Below are 16,028 nucleotides of genomic sequence, written 5' to 3'. Positions count from 1 at the left end.
ACTCCGCTAATTTACGCCGCAAGTTGCGCCAAATGTTCTGACGACGGACAGGTTGAAGAAGCGCTCGACGAAGTTGCGCTGCCGATAGAGCCATCCTTAAAAGGGCAAAGCGCTGCTTGCGGTTGGATCGCGATGGAATGTTGGCCCAGGCGTTCCTGGCGGCGGCAGCGTCACGGATGGCGTTGCTGTCGCACCCTTTGTCGCCGAGCAGGGTAGCCGCCTCTGGCGTGGCCGCCAGCAGAGCCTCGGCTTGCTGACTGTCGTGGACCTGTCCGCCTGTCAGGCGCAGGGCAACGGGACGACCGTCAGCGTCAACGAGGGCATGGATCTTGCTCGTGAGGCGGCCTCTGGAACGTCCCGTGCCGCGATCATCGGCGTCCCCTATTTACCCGTCGCACCGTGCTGGTGGACGCGGACGCAGGTGGAATCGATCATCCCGATCGCGCCGCCCGCCACGGTTGCACCTCTGCTCGCGCTCTGGCAGGATCGCAAGATTATTACAAAGAGGAGTCCTATGCCTATCCCTCCCCCGCTCAAGGTCGCCGGGCTTGCCGCACTGGCGCTGCTCGCTGCGTGCAACGGCAATGCCGAAGCGCAGAAAATCACGGCTGCTTCGATCCCAGATGTCGAGATTCCTGATTTGTCGCTTGCCACCTTGCAGGCGGTGACGAAAGAACTGTCGTCCGACGCTTATGAAGGGCGCGCGCCCGGCACAGCGGGCGAGGAAAAGACCGTCGCCTATATCATCGAGAAGTACAAGGAAGCAGGCCTGCAGCCCGGCAACAACGGCAGCTGGACGCAGGATGTGCCGCTGGTCGAGATCACCGCGAAGAACGCCACCCCGCTGACCTTCACCGGCGGCAAGACGCCGGTCACCGCACGATATGCCAGCGACTATGTCGCATTCAGCTATCGCGTCCAGCCGCGAACCGAGGTGAAGGACAGCGACGTCGTGTTCGTGGGCTATGGCATCAATGCCCCCGAAAAGGGCTGGAACGATTACGCCGGGCTTGACGTCAAGGGCAAGACGGTGGTCGTCCTTGTCAACGATCCCGACTGGGAAACCAGGGAAACCGAAGGCACGTTCAACGGCCGCGCGATGACCTATTATGGCCGCTGGTCGTATAAATATGAGGAAGCCGCGCGGCAGGGCGCCGCGGCGGTGCTCGTCGTCCACGATACCGAGCCGGCCGGCTATGGCTGGAATGTCGTCGAATCGAGCAACACCGGCACGCAATATCTGGCCGACAGCAAGGATGGCGGGGCGAGCCAGACCGTCGCCAACGGCTGGATCCAGCTTGCCAAGGCCAGGGAGCTTTTCGCAAGCGCCGGACAGGATTTCGACACGCTGCGCGAAGCAGCGAAGCGAAAGGGCTTCAAGCCCGTGCCACTGGCGGGGGTGAAGGCGAGCTTCGCGTTCGACAACGAGATTGCGAAGAAGATGTCGCGCAACGTCATCGGCGTGCTGCCGGGCGCCAAGCGGCCCGACGAATATGTGCTTTACACGGGTCACTGGGATCATCTCGGCCGATGCACGCCGGTCGATGGCGACGACATCTGCAACGGCGCGGTCGACAATGCGAGCGGAATCGCGGGTCTGGTGACGCTGGCGCAGGCGTTCAAACAGGCCGGCGCACCCGATCGCAGCATCGTCTTCCTGGCCGTGACCGCCGAGGAATCGGGACTGCTCGGATCGAAATATTACGCCGAAAACCCCGTCTTCCCGCTGGCGCAGACGGTCGGAGGCGTGAATATGGACGCGCTGAACTCGGTCGGCCCGGCGAAGGACATCGTCGTTGTCGGCGGCGGCAAGTCCGAGCTCGACGCCTATGTCGAAAAACTCGCCAGGATGGAAGGGCGCACGGTCAAGGCCGAGCCGACCCCCGAAAAGGGCTTCTATTACCGTTCGGATCACTTCAGCTTTGCCAAGCTCGGCGTGCCGATGTTCAATTTCGGCAGCGGCGACGATCTGGTCGAAGGCGGTGTCGAAGCGGGCCAGAAAGCCGCCCAGGATTATGAGCAGAACCGCTATCACGCCCCCGGCGACGAATATGAGGCGATCACCAACTGGGACGGCATGATGTCGGACCTGCGCCTCTATTACGCCGCTGGGCGGATGCTCGCGATGACCGATGCGTGGCCGAACTGGGTCGAGGGCGACGAGTTCCGCGCCGCCCGCGACAAGTCGCGCGCCGCGGCGAAGTAAGAGGCCTTTCCTTCCCGTTTGTGCCGAGCTTGTCGAAGCCCCGTTCCTGTCTTGCGGCGTCAAAAGATGGGACGGCCCTTCGGCACGATCGGGGCGAACGGAGTTTGGGACCGCATGGAAACGAGAAGTCGCATGACGCTCAAAATGCCCGCCGAATGGGCGCCGCACGACGCCGTCTGGATCGGCTTCCCCCACCTTGCCGAGGAATGGGCGGGCGCCATCGATGAAGGGCGGCGCGACGTCGCCGCCTTCGCCAACGCCGTCCACGATGGCGGCCGCGGCGAGGAGGTGCGGCTGGTCGTTAACGACGAACGGCAGGCGGATATCGCCGCCGCGCTCGTCGATCCAGGGGTGAAAATCCTCGTCCAGCCGCTCGGCGACATCTGGCTGCGCGACACCGGGCCGATCATCGTCGGCACGGGCGCGGCGCGACGCGCGCGCAATTTCCGGTTCAACTGGTGGGGCGACAAGTTCGTCATGCCGGGTGATCAGGAAGTCGGCGCGGCGCTGGCAGCGTCAAGCAGCCTTCCGGTCGACGATCAGGACTGGGTGCTCGAAGGCGGCGGCATCGACGTCGACGGCACCGGCCTGTGCGTCACGACCGAGGAATGCCTGCTGAACAGGAACCGCAATCCGACGCTGACGCGCGAGGATATTGCGGTGCGGCTGCGCCAGTCGCTGGGCATCGACCGCCTGCTCTGGCTGGGCAGGGGGCTGGTCGGCGATCACACCGACGGCCATGTCGACAATCTTGCGCGCTTCGTCGGCGAAGGACGGCTCGCGCTGCCCGTCGCCGAGGGCGCCGACGATCCCAACGCGCATATCTATGCCGATGCGCGCGCGCGGACGGCAGCGTTCGGCGGCATCGAGATCGTCGACCTGCCCTCGCCCGGCCGCGTCGAAGTGGGCGGCGAGATCGCGGCGGCGAGCTATATGAACTTCTACATTGGAAACAGCGTGGTTGTGGTGCCGACCTATGGCGTCGCCAATGACCCGGTCGCCGTCGATACGCTCGCGGCGCTGTTCCCCGGCCGCCACGCGGTCGGCGTGCCCGCGCGGGGGATCATAATCGGCGGGGGCAGTTTTCACTGTTCGAGCCAGCAGCTTCCGGCCTAGCCCGCTGCCGCCAGCGGCCCTGGCCGCGGTGACGAAAGGGGATTCCGCTTTTGCGGTGGCAAGATGCGCAGCCTTCCCTATATCCGCACCATGACCCGCACCATCACCGTCGCCGCATTGCAGCTTCCCCTGCCCGGCCCCTTTCAGCCCAATGTCGAGGCCGTTTCCGCGCTCGTCGAGCAAGCGGCAGCGAAGGGCGCGCAGATCATCCTGCCCCCCGAACTCTTCGAGGGCCCCTATTTCTGCCAGGTCGAGGAGGAAGCGCTGTTCGCCAATGCGCGTCCAACCGCGGAGCACCCCAGCGTCACCGCGATGCAGGCGCTCGCCGCGAAACTGAAAGTCGCGATCCCGACGAGTTTCTTCGAGAAGGACGGCCCGCACTATTACAACACGCTCGCGATGATCGGTCCCGATGGCGCCGTCATGGGCACCTATCGCAAGAGCCACATCCCCGACGGGCCGGGTTATGAAGAAAAATATTATTTTCGCCCCGGCAACAGCGGTTTCAAGGTCTGGGAGGTTTTCGGCACCCGTGTCGGCGTCGGCGTCTGCTGGGACCAATGGTATCCCGAATGCGCGCGCGCGATGGCGCTGATGGGCGCCGAGCTGCTCTTTTACCCGACCGCGATCGGCAGCGAGCCCTATGACGCCGACCTCGACACCAGCCGCATGTGGCGCCGCGCGATGCAGGGCCATGCCGTGTCGAACTGTATGCCGGTGATCGCCGCAAATCGCATCGGGACCGAAGGCGACGCCAATTTCTATGGCCACAGCTTCATCACCGACGAATGGGGCGACCTGACGCAGGCGTTCGGCACCGACGAAACCGGCGTGCTTGTCGAAACGATCGACCTCGACCGCGCGGCCAGGCACCGCGCCGGCATGGGTTTTTTCCGCGACCGGCGGCCCCAGCTTTACGCGCGGCTCGCCCAAGACATCTAGGGCCCTGATCCTAAGCCTCGAAGCGGCGGATGCTTTCCAGGTCGGCGCGGTCGAGCGGCTGCGTCAGCCACAGCCCGCCGCGCCCCTCGCGCGACCAGCGCACGATCGCACGGCGGCGGACCCCGTTGGCAAGGATCAGGTCCAGTTCGCGGCCCGCGTCGAAATGCCCGTCGTGGACGAAGCCGGCACCATGCTGCGACAGGTCGACCAGTTCGATGCGGCTGACGCTGCCATCCTTGGCGACAATCTGCGCCTCGCTGTGAACCGGCAGGCGCGGCTGGCGATAGCCCAATGCGCGCTGCTCCGCTGCCAGTTGCTTGAGCAGGTCGGCAACATCGACTTCAGTATCGAATGCCACGCCGCACCGGCCGTCATTGGCCCAGACGACCTTTCCGCGCAACATCACCGTGTCCGACAAGGCGATATCCAGCGTTTCACCGACCGCGATCGGCACGTCGGCGGCAAGCATCATGCCACGGTTCGACATATTGCGTACGCGCCACAAACCCGCGTCACCGTTGCGCATCACCTTGGCGATGCGCCAGACGGTGCGATAGCGGTCGCCTGCCCGGCGATCGCCCGCTGCGCCATGCTCCGGCCCCCCTGCCGGATCCGTAAAGCGACGTGGGTTCATGTCTTCCACCCTGCCGGATCAGCACCGAACCGCGCGTAACGCACTGTGGATGCTGTAAAGTAATCGCGGACGCTCGTTCTCATTATCCCAATTTTCGTTAAAATTGAATGATGTTGCTGGTTATAGTTAACATAGCTTCTTTCGCGCTCCGCACGACTGTCGGCCGGGTCACCGGTGGCAATCCTTCGTATTTTATGTTTTACGGCCCGGCGCATCGCCCATTAAGCGGATTATTCGGCTTTTTTTGTCATTCGACAATCGTTGCCGTGCGATCAGTATCGCCCCGACAGCAGGACGCCGGCGCCGGGCACTTCCGTGCGCAAGCCAAGCCGAACGAGCATTTGATATGCAGTGCAAATCGCCGCTGAAACAACGGGCAGGCCAACCCTGTCCTCGATCTGCTGCACCGCGGGAAGCGACGGCATCTGCACGCACGCCGACAGGACGAGCGCGTCGACGCCCGACAGATCCAGACGCGTATAATGGTCGAGCAGCCTGGCCGGGTCCTGGGCTGCGACCTCCAGATTGTCGGGGATTTCGAGCGCCAGCCAGTCGGCGACCGCGATCCCTTCGCCCTCGATATAGCCGACGACCATTTCGGTGAGCGGTTTCATATAGGGCGCAACGAGCGCGATGCGCCGGGCTCCCAGCGCGTTCAGCCCCTCGATGAGCGCACCCGCGCTGGTCACGACCGGGGCGGCATGGCCGTTGTCGACCGTGCGTTGGTGCAGCCGCGCTTCCGACACGCGATGATAGCCCGCGCCCATGCTCATGATCGCAACGAGACAAGCATAGCCGAGCACATCGACCGCGGCGTCGGAAAGTTCGAGCGCACAGCGATCGGAATCGGCGTCCATCGCCGCCAATTCTTCCCTGGTCACCTTTTTCATCCGCATTCGCGACGAGTGGAAGGTGAAGCGTTCGGGCGCGACGCCCTCGCGCGCGCGCAGCAACGCCGGGATTTCCGTTTCCATCGTGATGTTCGAACTGGGCACGATCTGCCCGATGCGGATGGGTCTCGTCATGGCGCGCTCAGACCGCGACGATCGGGTTGCGAAGCGTGCCGATGCCTTCGACCGTAGATTCAACGACGTCGCCGGGCCACAGAAACTCCTGCGGATCGCGCCCGGCCCCGACCCCCGCGGGGGTGCCCGTCGCGATGATGTCGCCGGGTTCGAGCGTCATCACGCCGGATATGTCGGCGATCAGCTGCGGCACGTTGAACAGCATGAAGCGCGTGTTGCCGTTCTGCTTCTCGACCCCGTTCACATGCGTCAGGATATTGAGGTTGTGCGGATCGCCGATTTCGTCGGCGGTGACGATGCACGGCCCCATCGGCGCGAAACTGTCCTGCCCCTTCGACACGATCCATTGCCCCGCGCGCCGACAGTCGCGTGCCGACACGTCGTTGATGACGCTATAGCCGAACACATGATTCAACGCGTCGGCTTCGTCCACGCCACGCGCAGTGCTGCCGATGATGACGGCAAGCTCGGTTTCCCAGTCGAGCTGCTGCGTCACCTTGGCGTTATGGCGGATCGGGTCGTTCCACGCGATCACGGCCGTGGGGGGTTTGGAGAAGATCACCGGTTGTTGCGGCAATTCCTTCGCCGTGTCGAGACTACGTGCCGATTCAGCGACATGTTCGGTATAGTTAAGACCGATACCGAAGATATTCTTGCGCGGGCGGGGGATCGGCGCAAGCAGGGTGGCATTTCCGTTGGGAAGCGACGTGCCCAGCAGATCGGCGGTCGTCGCGCTTTCGACCGCTTCGCGAAGGAAGCGCACGCCAATCGGCCCCAGGTCGATGAAATCAAGCATTGTCGATGGCAGATCATGCCCGATCGCGTCGCCGAAAGCGGCAACGTCGATTATCAGCCCGTCGTGAAGAAGGCCGAGCCGCGGTTCGGTTTCGACCGTGCGATAGGTGACAAAGCGCATAATCTGTCCTGTCTGGTCAGGCGGGCTGGTGGCCGCCATGGTCGGAATAGGCTTCCTCGATGCGGACGCCGAGCGCTTCCATCACCGGGAAATCGTTGAACGAGAAAAGAAAGGCTTCGTCGTCCGGGTCGAGATTGACATGCTCGTGCCAAACCCAAGCGGGCACACAGAAAATATCGTGCGTTTCCCAGTCGAAGCGCGCGCCGCCGATGATCGAATAGCCGCGCCCGCCCGCGACATTATAGACGACATTGCCCGTGTGGCGGTGCGCTTTCCCGCGAAAACCGCCTTTCAGCATCTGCATATGCGCGCCCATCGTCTGAAGCGCCCAGCCGCCCGTAAGCGGATTCGAGTAGCGCAGCATATGCCCGTCGAAGGGCGATCCGTCGGACACTTTGGCGAGGTTCCATAGTGCGTCGCGCGTCGCGTCCCAGCGATAGACCATCACCGGCGAATAGGGCTTCTCCCACGCCGCGATGCCTTCGGGCCGCAGCGCGGCGCCACCAAAGGTCCGCGGCAGGTCGTCTGTCGGAAAGGCCGCGGTCTGCGTCGGCTGGTCATAGACCGCGTAGAAATTGGTTTCGAGGCTGTTCATCAGCGGAATGTCGAGCCCGTCCTGCCAGATCGACACATCCCCGTCCGCCACAACCCCATGATCGTGCCAGCAGCCGCCCGGCGTCAGGACATAATCATTGGCGCCCAGCGTGATGTGGTGGCCGTCCACGACGGTATAGGCTCCCTTCCCCTCCATGATGAAGCGGTGCGCCGACGCGGTGTGCTTGTGCGCGGGTGTAATCTCGCCGGGCCGCATCGCCTGCATCCCGCTGAACAGCCAGCCGCAGACCGCGACATTCTCGCGCCCCGCGTCGCTGTCGTTGAGCAGGGTGACGACACGGCGCCCCGCCTCTTCGGGCTTTACAAGGTCGAGCGCGCGCATGCACATGGCGCGCATGTCGGCATAGCGCCAGAGCGTCGGGCGATAGCGCGTTTCGGGCTCCCACGGCTCGATCGCATTGGCGCGTTTCCAGAAGGCGCCGGCATTGTGCGCCGCAAGATCCTGATAAAAGGCCTCCAGTTCGGGCGTGTCGGTGACCCGCGCGCGCCCGAGCACGGCGTCGCGCGGGTCGATGATCGTGCCATCGCCTGCCATCATGGCGTCTCCTCACCGGGATCGACGGGCGGCACCTCGTCGACGAACAGGGCCGACGCGCGCGGCGTGCGGTCGACCGTCAGGTTGAAGATGTCGAAACGGTTATAGCCGCCGATGATGTCGTGCATCAGCTTGGGCCTGATGCACTCGCCAAGGTCGATGTCGGCATAGACGATGCCTTCCTCGTCGATCAGCGGATCGCCGACCGGATGACCGTGCGGGTCGATGACGCCCGACCAGGCGCTGTTCGGGCGCAAGAGCAGGTCGCGGTTCAGCGGGCGGTCGGCGGTCATCGCCGCGACGATCTCCTCGCTTATCGCCGAACAGGCGACGATGGTGAACAGCTTGCCTTCGAAACTATGCGCGGTCGCGCGAATCCTGATCGCTTCGGCCATATTATAGGATGCGGGCGCGACGGGCAGCGCGATATAATTGGCAACGTGGACGAGCTCGCCTTGCGACAGCAGCGCGAAGCGTGCGAGCGTGTTGGTATTCTCCCCGCACGCCAGCGTGCCGAGCGGCCCGACCGGCGTGTCATGGACGCGGATCGAACTGCCGTCGCCGCCCGCCCAGGTCAGCTTTTCGGCCCAGGTCGGCACCAGCTTGCGGTGCCGCCCCAGCAGGCGGCCGTCGGCGCCGATGATCAGGTTGCTGTTATAAAGCGTGCCGACGCTGACCGGATCGCGCTCGTTGATGCCGATGACGACCGTACAGTCATGGTCACGCGCGGCGTCGCACAGCGCCGCGACTTCGGGACCGTCGACACGCACCGACGCGCGATAAAGCCGTTCGTGCCAGTCGGCGCCCTCGATCGGCGTCATCAGCCAGTTCCAATAGGGATAGGCGGAAACGAACACTTCGGGGAAGGCGACGAGCTTTGCCCCATTGCCCGCCGCTTCGGCGATCAGCGCGCACGCCTTGTCGACGGTGCGCGCGGTGTCGAGGAAAACGGGCGCGGCCTGCACCGCCGCAACGCGCGATCTGGGCAGGACGGGCGCCGAAATCTCGCTCATGTCACCGCCGCCCGCTGATAATAGTGCGGCTTGTCCCACGCCCGCGTCGCGCACACCCTTTCGAGCCGCTCCACCGTCTCAACCATGTCGCGATAGCGCAGGTAAAGCGGGGTCAACCCGAAACGTATAATGTCCGGGGTGCGGAAATCGGCGATGACATCATATTCCTTGAGCGCCTGGACGATCTGGTATCCCTGCGGGTGGGCATAGGCGACCTGGCTGCCGCGCTCCGCATGGTCGCGCGGGCTCGCCAACACAAAGCCATAGGTGTCGCAGAGCGGCTGCATAAGCTCGATAAACAGGTCGCCGAGCGCGAGCGATTTGCGGCGCACCTCTGCCATATCGGCTTCGAGCATCAGGTCGACGCCGACTTCAAGCGCCGCGAGGCCGAGCACCGGCGGCGTGCCGCATTGAAAGCGCGCGATCCCCGCGGCGGGGTCGTAATCTTCCTCGAAATCGAACGGCCGCGCGTGGCCGAACCAGCCCGACAATATCGGCGTGGCGGCATGATGCCGCGCGGCGGCAAAGAGATAGGCGGGCGCGCCCGGACCGCCGTTCAGGAACTTATACCCGCAACCAACCGCAAAATCGGCATTCGCGCCATTGAGGTCGACCGGGATCGCGCCCGCGCTGTGGCTGAGATCCCAGACGACGAGCGCACCGGCGTCGTGCGCCGAGCGCGTGATCGCCACCATGTCGCGCACGCGGCCCGACTTGTAGTGCACCTGTGTGAGCAGCAGCACCGCGACATCGTCGCCCAACGCATCGACAATGTCGTCGGGCGCGACGGTCCGCGCCTTGACGCGCCCGCCCGAAAAGGCCTCGATACCTTGCATCATATAGACGTCGGTGGGAAAATTGGTCGCTTCCGACAGGATCACCGTGCGTTCGCGTCGCAAGGAAAGTGCGGCAGTCAAAGCCTTGAAGATATTGACCGAAGTGGAGTCGGTTGCGACGATCTCGCCAGCGTTGGCGCCGATCAGCCGGGCGATCTTGTCGCCGATGCGCCGCGGCGCGGTCGACCATTCGGCGCCGAGCCACGAGGTGATAAGTCCCTCGCCCCATTCTTCGCCGACAACCCCCGCCAGCCGCTCGCCCGTCGCCATGGGCAGCGCGCCGAGCGAATTGCCGTCGAGATAGATCAAGCCTTCGCGCAGCTGGAAGCGTGCGCGAAAATGTGCGAGCGGATCGGCCGCGTCGAGCGCCGACACATCGGGAGCAGTCATCGCGTCGGTCATGCCATCTCCCTCAAGATCGCGCGCACCGGGCTGGCGTCGGCGCCAACGATGCGCAGCGGCAGCGCCACCAGTTCATATCGTCCCGGCGGCACGTCATCGAGCACCAGCCCTTCCAGTATCCGCATATCGGCCGCCTTCACCGCCTGATGCGCGTCGAGCGTTTTCGACTGTTCGGGGTCGAGCGAAGCGGCGTCGGTGCCGATCAGGCGCACGCCCATGCGACCCATTTTTCCGACCACTTCGGCGGCGATCGCGGTGAAATCGCTGTCCCATTCGGCGTGCGGGAAATGCGCATAGGTGCGCAGCAGCACGCGCTCCGCGCCCTCGACCGCATTCCAATCGACATCGCCGACCTCGACCCGCCCACGCGTGTGGCGCACGTCGATCAGCACGCACGGACCGATATAGGGATCAAGTTCGCAGTCGGCCGACGAAGCGCCGTCATTGGCATAGTGCAGCGGCGCGTCGGCATGCGTTCCCGCGTGGAGCGGAGTGAACATGCCGCCGACATTGACCGGGCAGCCATCGCCGATCACCGCATGGCTGTGCAGCGCGAAGGCGGGTTCGCCCGGCCATACCGGCACCGCGGCGTGCAGCGGCTGTGAAATGTCCCAGATGCGGCTCATTTGCGCTCCCCTGCCGCATAGTCGCCGCCCTCGCGCGGCGCGACCATCTCGGTGCGCATCGACCAGAGTTCGGGAAAGAAACTGAGCCCCAGCGCCTTGACGAGATAATTGACCCCCGACGAACCGCCGGTGCCGGGTTTGTGCCCGATGACGCGCGCGACGGTCTTCATGTGCTTGAAGCGCCATTCCTGGAAATAATATTCGAGCGCGGTGATCTTTTCGGCGAGCATATAGAGGTCCCAATGATGATCGGGGTCGGTATAGATGGCGAGCCACGCCCGCTCGACCGCTTCCGATGTTTCATAGGGCTGCGTCCAGTCGCGATCCAGATGATCGGCGGGTATGGCAAAGCCGCGCCGCGCCAGCAGCCGCAGCAGTTCGTCATAAAGCGACGGCGCCTCGAACGCGGCGCGCAGCCGCGCCATGGCTGCGGCATCGTCCTTGTGGACGATCATCATGTCGCCACGCTTGTTGCCGAGCAGATATTCAAGCTCGCGATATTGCTGCGACTGGAACCCGGACGCGCGGCGCAGAAAGCCGCGGAAGGTCAGGAAATCATGCGGAGTCAGCGTCGCGAGCACTTCCCAGCTGTGGATCATGTGGCGCTGGATCGTCGCGATGCGGTCGAGCCCCTTGCCCGCGACCGCCAGCCGGTCGGCCTTGACCGCGTCATAGACGATCCGCCCTTCGTGCAGGACGAGTTTCAGCCACAGTTCCATCGTCTGGTGCATGATGATGAACAGCATCTCGTCGGGTTTGTCCGACACCGGCACCTGCGCCGACAGCAATTGCGCCGTCTGGATGTGCCGCGCATAGGTCAGGCCATTGTCCCACTGGATCGTCTCGCCGTCGATCTCGGTTTCAAAAACCTCGGTGTCGCCGTCGAGCGTCTGCCTGATCATATGCCCGCCTCTCCGTCGCCCGACCGCGGCGCCGCGGCCGGCAGGCGTCCTTCATAGGCGACATCGCCGCGCCACGCATCACCCGGCGCGATGGCCGGTTCGTTCGCGATCTTGCGATAGAGGCCGGCGAAATCGGCTTCCTCGGTCGCGCGTAGCAATTGCTCGAAGCCCGCGACGACGAAATAGGTCTGCTGAAAGGCGTCGAAATGATAATGCGTCCGCATCACGCGCTCGACGTCGAGCCAGACGCGCCGCGGTTCGGGCGCGGTCAGCGCAAAGGCCGTTTCGGCAAGGCTCGACAGCAGCCCGCCGCCGAATGCGCGCAATTCGCCTTCCTCTACCACCAGCCCGAACTCGACCGTATAGAGCCAGAGCCGCCCGAGATAATCCGACGCCCCCAGCTTTTCGGCGCGCAACCCGGCCTCGCCATAAGCGACCAGAAAATCGCCGAAGGCCGGATCGGCCAGCATCGGCACATGCCCGAAAATGTCGTGAAACATGTCGGGCTCTTCGCTGTAGGCGATCTGTTCGGGCGGGCGCAGGAAATTGGCGGCGGGAAAGCGCCGATTCGCCAGATGTTGGAAAAAGGGGGCGTTGGGAATCCAGCCGGGGACCGCGACGACTTCCCAGCCCGATGCGGGTTTCAGCCGCGCGTTAAGCTCGGCAAAGTCGGGGACACCGGGTTTCAGCCCGCGCAGCAGGTCCAGCCCGTCAAGGAAGGCGCGGCAGGCATAGCCGCCCAGCGCCACCGATTGCCGGTCGAACAAGGTCCGCCAGGTCCGATGCTGCTCGGCGGTAAAGGCGCGCCAGTCCTGCGGCATCGTCCAGTCGGCCGCGACGCCTTCGGGCGGGGTGTCGAAAATGTGCGTCGCGGCCAAGCCTTCCTCCCAAGCTCTCGCGTCGCAGCGTAGCGCGGACCCAGGCGAACATTGTTCGGATTATCGGCCGTCGGGTCGCCACAGCCGAACAAACATCCTTTCAATTCGACGTTAAACAGAACATAGTTCCAAGAAGCGGCGCGATGACTGCGCCATTCGACTGCACGACGATTCGGGACGGAACGCATGGACAGGCTCGACTGGAGGATCATCGCCAACCTCGAACGTGACGGGCGGCTCTCTTATGCCGAGCTTGGCGAGCAAGTCGGCCTGTCTAAATCGCCCTGCTGGTCACGGGTCAAGGCGCTGGAGGCGGACGGCGTAATCGCGGGCTATGCCGCGCGGATCGACCCCGCGACGATCGGCCTCGCGGTCCAGAGCTTTGTCGAGGTGCAGATCCGCTTCGACGCGCACGGCGAGTTCGAGGCGGCCGTGCTGGCGCACCCCGCGGTCGTCGAATGCCACACCACCGCGGGCGAAAGCGACTATCTGCTCAAGGTCTTCGCGCGCTCGGCCGACCATCTCGACGAGCTGCTGCGGCACAATCTGTCGAAACTGCCCGGCGTGCAGCGGCTCAAAACGGTCGTATGCCTCAAGACGATCAAGCGCCACGGCGATCTGGCCGAATGGGCGCGCATCGCCGAAGATCAGGGCAGAGCACGCTAAATCGCTGTTTTGCCAATCGGATTGTTGCAACCATCGACAGACGCCCGAACCGCGCAAAAAAATCGCACCGAAACGGCGCAATTCCCCCTTAAATCCGGCATCATGCGCTCGTTAAAGCTCGCATGACCAGCAGAACGACATCATCGAACGAGCCGGTTGGGCGGCTCCTGGGTTGGCTGGGGCTTCGCCGCGCAGGCGGCGACGCCTCCGATGGCGGGCATCGCCCCCCCGACCCCGGCGGGCCGCGCGACCTGGCGCGCGAGGCGCGTTACGAGCTTGCCGCATCGATCACCTCCTTTCTCGTCGACAATGACCTCGAAGTTTCGCCCGCGAACCTGCTGATCGCGCATGGCGCCTTTTCGGGCAGCAATCCCCGGCTGGCGCGGCGCGTCGTGGCGCAGGCACAAAGTCCAGAGGGCATCACCCAGAAATGGCTGGACGAACTCGGCGAACAGGAAAGCAATCAGCCCGACCGCGTCGAACTCGACAAGCTGATGGCGCGGCTCGAGGCGAATCTCGACGCCTTTCACACCAATACCAAGCAAGCGCGCACCGCCACGAGCGATTACGGGGTCGAACTCGAACAACATGTCTCCGACCTCGAGCAATTGCAAAAGACCGGCCGCATCGTTTCCAGCCTTGCCGATCTCGCCAAGGTCATGCTCGAACGAACGCGCAAGGCCGAAGAGGATATGCGCAAGAGCGAGGATGAGGCCAAGGCGCTGCGCCGCAGTCTCGACCGGGCCAAACGCGACGCCGAACTCGACTATCTGACCGGCCTGCCCAATCGCCGTGCGTTCGAAAACCTGCTCGACCGCCATTACAAGGAAGCGCGCGCCGCGCTCGAACCGCTGAGCGTCGCCTTTTGCGACATCGACGAGTTCAAGAAGGTCAACGACACGCACGGGCATGAAGCGGGCGATCGCGTCATCAAGGCGATCGCCGACACGCTGGCCCGCATCTCAAACGACAAATGCCACGTCGCGCGGCACGGCGGCGAGGAGTTTGTCATGCTGTTCCGCGGACTGACGCCGACCGAGGCGGCCGAAAAGCTCGACGATGCGCGCGAGGCGCTCGCCGACCGGCGCCTTATCAACCGCAAGACCGACGAGCCGTTCGGGCAGATCACCTTTTCGGGCGGCGTGGCCGATGTCTTCGGCTATGGCGACGCGCGCGCCGCGCTGAAAGCAGCCGATGAGGCGCTTTACCGGGCGAAAGCGGGCGGCCGCAACTGCATCCGCATCGCCGATCCGGCCTGATGGCCGACCTTCCGCGAGGGGGCGGGAGCCGCGGGCAACGCGCGTGACCGCCCGTTGCCCGCGGCCTTGCCGTCAGGCGGCCGGACGCCGCGCGTAATAGCCGAAGCCGGCGATCACGGCGTAACACAGAGCAGGAAGCAGCAGCGCGGTCGCGAGGCTGCCGGTCATGTCGGCGATCGCCCCGGTGGCGAGCGGGACGACGGCGCCACCAAAGATCGCGACATTGATGATCCCCGACCCGTCGGCTGCGCGGCTACCGAGTTTTTCGCACGCGAGGCTGAAGATCGTCGGGAACATGATCGCGTTCATCAGGCCGATCGCCAGCAGGCTGTAGCCAGAGACGACACCGGTGGTGCTGGTCGAAATCAGGATCAAACTGATCGCGCCGACCGCAACGCCTGCAAGCAGCCTGCCGGGGCTGACGAAGCGCATCAGATAGGATCCGATGAAACGGCCAACCATCGCGCCGCCCCAGTAAAGCCCGATCAGCTTGCCCGCGGCCTGTTCCTCCAGCGCCATCACGCCCGGCTGCATCAGATAATTGACGACGAGCGAGCCGATCGACACCTCGGCGCCGACATAAAGAAAGATGCAGAGCGCGCCGAAACCGAAGCGCGGCCGCCGCAGCAGATCCATGCCCGCAAGGCCCGTACTCTCCTCATGCCTTTCGCCTTGCAGGCGGTTGCGGAACAGCCACACGGCGCCCGCAACAACAGCGAGCGCGGCGGCGATCCCCAGATAACCGTGGACGATCGCCTGACTTTCGGCTGTGCGATAGGCGTCGAGTTCGGCGCCCGACAACTGGTCGGCGCTGATCGTCGCGAGGCTGCCGAGGATCAATATGGATCCGACGATCGGAAAAACGGTCGTCCCCAGCGAATTGAACGCCTGTGCAAAGGTCAGGCGGCTGTGCGCCGTTTCGGGCTTGCCGAGCAGCGAAATGAGCGGATTGGCGACGACCTGCACGATCACGACGCCGCTCGCGAGAACGAACAGCGCGAGCAGGAAAAGGCCATACACCGCCTGCTGCGACGCGGGGATGAAGAGCAGGCAGCCGGCCAGCATCGTCAACAGCCCCGCAACCGCACCGCGCATATATCCGATCCTCTTGACCAGCCTGGCGCCCGGAATACCGATCACCAGATAGGCGGTGAAGAAGCAGAACTGGATCAGCATCGCCTGCGTATAGTTGAGCGTGAACAGCTCCTTCAGCTTCGGGATCAACACATCGTTCAGCGAGGTGATGCCCCCAAAAATGAAGAACAGCCCCATCACGAACAGCCGCAGTTCGGGCGCGTCGACATGGGTGCCCTCCGCTTCGATCGCGACCGGGTCGGTGCTCGATGAAATATCCGGCGCTAATGCCATGTCACTCTCCCCAATATGGTCCTGGCGAACCTGGTGCGGGTCTTGTCGCTTTGCGGGCAGCGGGCAAGCCCGCGCGCGGTCGAGGCATT

The 16,028-nt window shown here is 64.3% G+C and carries 16 protein-coding genes; 5 read left to right on the top strand and 11 right to left on the bottom strand.

Annotated features, from left to right (window positions below):
* A partial coding sequence (locus tag HUW43_RS07335; RefSeq protein WP_411157936.1) for a transposase occupies positions 1-328 on the bottom strand: 328 nt, incomplete at its 3' end.
* A 186-nt stretch (positions 329-514) separates the two neighbouring features.
* Between HUW43_RS07335 and HUW43_RS07330 the strand changes: the two genes are divergently transcribed.
* From HUW43_RS07330 to aguB, 3 genes are all read left to right on the top strand, one after another.
* Positions 515-2,206, top strand: a complete 1,692-nt coding sequence (locus HUW43_RS07330; RefSeq protein ID WP_188236767.1) for a M28 family metallopeptidase — start codon at positions 515-517, stop codon at positions 2,204-2,206.
* A 132-nt stretch (positions 2,207-2,338) separates the two neighbouring features.
* Positions 2,339-3,322: an agmatine deiminase family protein gene (locus HUW43_RS07325; protein WP_188236766.1), complete on the top strand. Its 984-nt coding sequence runs from the start codon at positions 2,339-2,341 to the stop codon at positions 3,320-3,322.
* Between the two features lie 90 nt (positions 3,323-3,412).
* Positions 3,413-4,264, top strand: coding sequence for an N-carbamoylputrescine amidase (gene aguB, locus HUW43_RS07320; RefSeq protein ID WP_188236781.1), 852 nt, complete (start codon positions 3,413-3,415; stop codon positions 4,262-4,264).
* A 10-nt stretch (positions 4,265-4,274) separates the two neighbouring features.
* Here aguB and HUW43_RS07315 read toward each other — a convergent pair whose 3' ends face one another.
* The 9 genes from HUW43_RS07315 to phhA form a co-directional block, all read right to left on the bottom strand.
* A complete protein-coding gene (locus tag HUW43_RS07315) occupies positions 4,275-4,898 on the bottom strand; it encodes a PilZ domain-containing protein (RefSeq protein WP_188236765.1) in 624 nt (207 codons plus the stop codon).
* Between the two features lie 272 nt (positions 4,899-5,170).
* Positions 5,171-5,923, bottom strand: coding sequence for an Asp/Glu racemase (locus HUW43_RS07310; protein ID WP_317450838.1), 753 nt, complete (start codon positions 5,921-5,923; stop codon positions 5,171-5,173).
* A gap of 7 nt (positions 5,924-5,930) precedes the next feature.
* Positions 5,931-6,839, bottom strand: a complete 909-nt coding sequence (locus tag HUW43_RS07305; RefSeq protein WP_188236764.1) for a fumarylacetoacetate hydrolase family protein — start codon at positions 6,837-6,839, stop codon at positions 5,931-5,933.
* Between the two features lie 16 nt (positions 6,840-6,855).
* Positions 6,856-7,992 carry a cupin domain-containing protein gene (locus HUW43_RS07300; protein WP_223181358.1) on the bottom strand — a complete coding sequence of 379 codons (1,137 nt, stop codon included), beginning with the start codon at positions 7,990-7,992 and terminating at the stop codon, positions 6,856-6,858.
* Positions 7,989-9,002, bottom strand: a complete 1,014-nt coding sequence (locus HUW43_RS07295) for a carbon-nitrogen hydrolase family protein (RefSeq protein ID WP_188236763.1) — start codon at positions 9,000-9,002, stop codon at positions 7,989-7,991. Before HUW43_RS07295 ends, HUW43_RS07300 begins: the two co-directional genes overlap by 4 nt.
* Complete coding sequence (kynU, locus tag HUW43_RS07290) at positions 8,999-10,240, bottom strand: kynureninase (protein WP_188236762.1); 1,242 nt, start codon at positions 10,238-10,240, stop codon at positions 8,999-9,001. Before kynU ends, HUW43_RS07295 begins: the two co-directional genes overlap by 4 nt.
* Entirely contained in the window at positions 10,237-10,866 is a 630-nt protein-coding gene (gene kynB / locus HUW43_RS07285) for an arylformamidase (protein ID WP_188236761.1), read from the bottom strand. Before kynB ends, kynU begins: the two co-directional genes overlap by 4 nt.
* The gene (locus tag HUW43_RS07280) at positions 10,863-11,768 is read right to left on the bottom strand and encodes a tryptophan 2,3-dioxygenase (protein ID WP_188236760.1); all 906 of its coding nucleotides are present in this window, start codon (positions 11,766-11,768) and stop codon (positions 10,863-10,865) included. Before HUW43_RS07280 ends, kynB begins: the two co-directional genes overlap by 4 nt.
* Positions 11,765-12,646: a phenylalanine 4-monooxygenase gene (gene phhA, locus HUW43_RS07275; protein WP_188236759.1), complete on the bottom strand. Its 882-nt coding sequence runs from the start codon at positions 12,644-12,646 to the stop codon at positions 11,765-11,767. The genes HUW43_RS07280 and phhA overlap by 4 nt, the downstream gene beginning before the upstream one ends.
* A 186-nt stretch (positions 12,647-12,832) precedes the next feature.
* On the opposite strand from phhA, the gene HUW43_RS07270 reads away from it, so the two are divergent.
* Positions 12,833-13,312 (top strand): Lrp/AsnC family transcriptional regulator, encoded by a 480-nt coding sequence (locus tag HUW43_RS07270; RefSeq protein WP_188236758.1) that lies wholly within the window; start codon positions 12,833-12,835, stop codon positions 13,310-13,312.
* 122 nt (positions 13,313-13,434) lie between these two features.
* A complete protein-coding gene (locus HUW43_RS07265; protein WP_223181357.1) occupies positions 13,435-14,571 on the top strand; it encodes a sensor domain-containing diguanylate cyclase in 1,137 nt (378 codons plus the stop codon).
* 72 nt (positions 14,572-14,643) lie between these two features.
* On the opposite strand, the gene HUW43_RS07260 is transcribed toward HUW43_RS07265, so the two are convergent.
* Positions 14,644-15,939 (bottom strand): sugar MFS transporter, encoded by a 1,296-nt coding sequence (locus HUW43_RS07260; protein WP_188236757.1) that lies wholly within the window; start codon positions 15,937-15,939, stop codon positions 14,644-14,646.
* Positions 15,940-16,028: the final 89 nt, after the last annotated feature.

It is taken from the genome of Sphingopyxis sp. LK2115, from assembly GCF_014595975.1.
GTDB lineage: Bacteria > Pseudomonadota > Alphaproteobacteria > Sphingomonadales > Sphingomonadaceae > Sphingopyxis.
The sequence above is the reverse complement of the archived record's forward strand: the minus strand, read 5'-3'. Positions and strand labels throughout refer to the sequence as shown.